The sequence below is a fragment of the Microseira sp. BLCC-F43 genome, assembly GCF_041929235.1.
Classification (GTDB): Bacteria; Cyanobacteriota; Cyanobacteriia; order Cyanobacteriales; family Aerosakkonemataceae; genus Microseira.
The window spans coordinates 1-3,730 of sequence record NZ_JBHFNP010000244.1; the positions used below are offsets into that span (position 1 = coordinate 1).

The 3,730-nt window shown below is 51.0% G+C and carries 4 protein-coding genes; all 4 read left to right on the top strand.

Translation table 11 applies throughout. From position 1 onward, the window contains the following. A partial coding sequence (locus tag ACE1CM_RS33030; protein ID WP_374883116.1) for a hypothetical protein occupies positions 1-198 on the top strand: 198 nt, incomplete at its 5' end. 173 nt (positions 199-371) lie between these two features. Continuing rightward, positions 372-1,535: a GuaB3 family IMP dehydrogenase-related protein gene (locus ACE1CM_RS33035; protein ID WP_374883117.1), complete on the top strand. Its 1,164-nt coding sequence runs from the start codon at positions 372-374 to the stop codon at positions 1,533-1,535. Positions 1,536-2,240: 705 nt separating this feature from the next. After that, the gene (locus ACE1CM_RS33040; RefSeq protein WP_374883118.1) at positions 2,241-2,405 is read left to right on the top strand and encodes a hypothetical protein; all 165 of its coding nucleotides are present in this window, start codon (positions 2,241-2,243) and stop codon (positions 2,403-2,405) included. A 187-nt stretch (positions 2,406-2,592) separates the two neighbouring features. Then, positions 2,593-2,916, top strand: coding sequence for a thioredoxin (trxA, locus tag ACE1CM_RS33045; protein ID WP_374883119.1), 324 nt, complete (start codon positions 2,593-2,595; stop codon positions 2,914-2,916). The last annotated feature ends 814 nt before the right edge of the window (positions 2,917-3,730 follow it).

The window sequence follows — 3,730 nt, forward strand, 5'->3', positions numbered from 1 at the left end:
TCGCAATTGGCGAACCGTCGCCCTCGCACAACAGGCGAGATTCGAGTAACTACGGTCTTGGGAGTTGTGGTTCGAGCAATGTCCAACGGTGGATATCTCCTTTTTAAAGAATCCTCTCGCCTTCAGGCAGAGGAGTGTCAAGGCATTGTTAGACTTAACTCTATTCACTCAAACATATTTTTCGCCGCAAGGGCATGACCAATAGGCGAAGAGTCGCTCACCCGCTTGCGGTGAGACTCCTCCTGCGCCGCGCCTTTTATCTCACGCTGACCCTATCGGAACGTGAGGCTTTTCGGCTATCAAGCTAAACCAATCCCCCCCGCAATTTGATACCCTAGCTTAAACAGTCAGTCTTGGGAACGAGTACGAGCGTGGACATTGAAATTGGGCGAGGGAAGACGGCTCGCCGAGCCTATGGTATCGACGAGATTGCGCTAGTCCCAGGGACTAGGACGCTAGATCCCAGTTTGGCAGATACTCGCTGGCGCATTGGTGGCATCGATCGGGAGATCCCGATTATTGCTAGTGCTATGGACGGGGTGGTGGATGTCCGCATGGCAGTCCTCCTATCCCAGTTAGGGGCGTTGGGCGTCCTCAACTTAGAGGGCATCCAAACTCGTTATGCCGACCCCGAACCGATTTTAGACCGCATTGCTCAGGTTGGAACCACAGAGTTTGTACCGCTGATGCAAGAACTCTATGCCGAGCCAATCAAGCTGGAATTAATCGAGCAACGCATAAAAGAAATTAAAAGTCAAGGAGGTATTGCAGCGGTCAGCGCCACTCCCGTCGGGGCGACTAAGTATGGTTCGGTCGTGGCGAAAGCTGGTGCAGATTTATTTTTTGTGCAGGCAACTGTAGTATCAACGGCTCACCTCTCGCCTGAGTCGGTAACGCCTTTGGATCTGGCTCAGTTTTGCGCCGAAATGCCTATGCCGGTGATTTTAGGCAATTGCGTCACCTACGAAGTCGCTTTGAACCTAATGAAAACTGGAGCCTCCGGGGTGCTGGTCGGGATTGGCCCTGGTGCTGCTTGTACGTCTAGAGGCGTGCTGGGGGTCGGTATCCCCCAAGTCACAGCCGTTGCCGACTGTGCCGCCGCGCGGGATGATTACTTTAAACAAAGCGGCAACTACGTCCCCGTGATTGCCGATGGCGGTCTGGTCACCGGCGGCGATATCTGCAAGTGCATCGCCTGCGGTGCCGATGGCGTGATGATCGGCTCTCCTTTTGCCAGAGCCAAAGAAGCCCCCGGACGCGGTTATCACTGGGGAATGGCAACGCCTAGTCCCGTCCTGCCTCGCGGTACTCGCATTCGCGTCGGTACTACGGGCAGTTTAGAGCAAATCCTGCGCGGGCCAGCCCAACTCGACGATGGTACTCACAATTTTCTGGGAGCCTTAAAAACCAGCATGGGGACTCTAGGCGCTAAGGATCTCAAGGAAATGCAGCAAGTTGAAGTGGTAATTGCCCCCTCCCTGTTGACCGAAGGCAAAGTTTATCAAAAAGCCCAGCAATTGGGCATGGGCAAGTAGGCAGATAGGGGCAGCCCCCATGCCCCTATTTCGGTCAATTGAGAAAATTTCCAACCGGGGTCGGGTAACCGCCCTCAAATCTGTTGCTGTCGCATACAATAGATATAGCGGAGACGCATGTTTCCGTTCACTCCTCACACCACACTCCGCCCGGACTACTGTTCGGGCGGTTCCTTATTGGGCGGGTGCAGCCTTGTTACCGCAATTAAGAGAAAGTGAAGTAGCAAAACTTCCCTTCGGGTAAGTGTTGGCGAAAGCGTCTGATTTGCCTTTGCCTCGTTGTATTACTACAATCTGGACTTACACAGCATAGGTGGGTGAAGTACCCCGACTTGCTTCGCTGAAGTCGGGGCTTCCGACAACAACTCAACTCAAGGACGGTCTTATTCGTCTTTTGGGCACCGTTCGAGCCGCCGTCGCCACGTTGGGAATACACTCAAGGTATTCGGGACACCGGCCCGATGATCGTCGATCGCAGCGTCCACAGGCAGCCGCCCGCCTTCCGCAGGCAGTTTTGCATTTCTGTTTCGCCACGCTTACCTTGGGTTTACAGCAATGGCTAACGAGGAAGCATCCTCACGTCTTCCCCGATCTGGAGCCCTTGTACATACTTTATACCCATTGGGTGGCCTCTTAGTCAGTCGGGTGGGCGATCAACCATTTTGATGCTAAACTAGATGTGTTCGCATCGACAACACAAAGACAATGAAAGACAAAAATCTTCATATTAGGCTATCAGCAAAACGGTTAGACAAACTGCGGCAATATGCAGAGTCGAGAGAGAAAACAATTACTCAATTGGTTGAGGATTGGATTGATACTTTACCCAACGCATCTGTTGCTAATCAACACCCCATCGAGGATCGCTGATTAGCCTGGGTGATGTCGATGTATCCGCACGCCTCAGAGTCGGGTAGGCATGGGACTTATAGCCTCCCCCAGAACCCCACCGAAAATTAAGTATGGCTGCATAAAGCTGAAAAAGCAAAATCACCTATTGTGGTTATGATAGAATTCCGATGTAAATAAAGACAATACTAGGCAAGGAATTGTAGGCATGTCAGCAGCCGCACAAGTTACAGACGCTACGTTTAAGCAAGAAGTACTTGAAAGTGATGTTCCGGTATTAGTCGATTTTTGGGCTCCCTGGTGCGGTCCCTGCCGGATGGTTGCCCCCGTTGTGGATGAAATCGCAGCGCAGTACGAAAATCAGGTGAAGGTAGTCAAACTTAACACCGATGAAAATCCCAACGTCGCCAGCCAATATGGCATCCGCAGCATCCCCACGCTGATGATTTTTAAAGGAGGTCAGCGGGTTGATATGGTAGTCGGTGCAGTTCCTAAAACTACCCTGGCTAATACCTTAGAAAAATACCTCTAACCTTTGGCGCTCAAAATACCAGGGAAGCTATCAACCAAACAGTGGACAAAACTAGACAACTAGCACATTCACCCTATAGATAGCCTCAGCTAAGTCCTATATGGACTACGTTAAGACGGTCATGATACCTCTAGGTGCTTTCGGACCGAGAAGCTCTCTGTCGTTAGAAGTTAAACAGACCTATTTGCTTAAGTCAGTGCTTCTAGCCTCAAAAGCCCTCTTAATATTAGCGAGGAAAACTTTACCCCAGAAATGGGAGTTGGTGAGAGCAGGTGCCAATCAAAAACCTGCTCTTAACTGATGATATATGTAGGCATTTTCCACTGTTGTCCAATTTTTCCACGATGCTTAGGCGTCGCGCTCGCGTCAAAGCACCTTTGGCAGCAACTGCAGGTAAAGCCAGCACAAGCGAAAACAAGAAGCTTGCGCGTGCAATCTGCATAATATGGGGTAAAACGCTAAAATATCCGCCTTAATCGCCGAAAAGGGCGATAGTCATCCGTCGCCGCTTACGCTCTCGCCACCAGAGCCATCTGTCAGTTCAAATCGGCGCCAGCAGCTTCCAGCACGCTGTACCATGGCCTTGGCTATGGGAATGGAAAAAAATCCGATTAGAGGCGAGATCGTAGCGGGTGCGCTGATCAGAAAAATTGGGTAGAAACCCCGTGCTTCTAGCACGGCTTTACATTTTGTGGACTTCAGGTACAATTAAGCTTGCCACAAAGACCTTAAAGGTGGGTGAGACTCCCCGTGGTGGGACATCTAGTTAAAAGACGATAGCCCGAAATGGTCTGTTTGGTGCATTGCACTCATG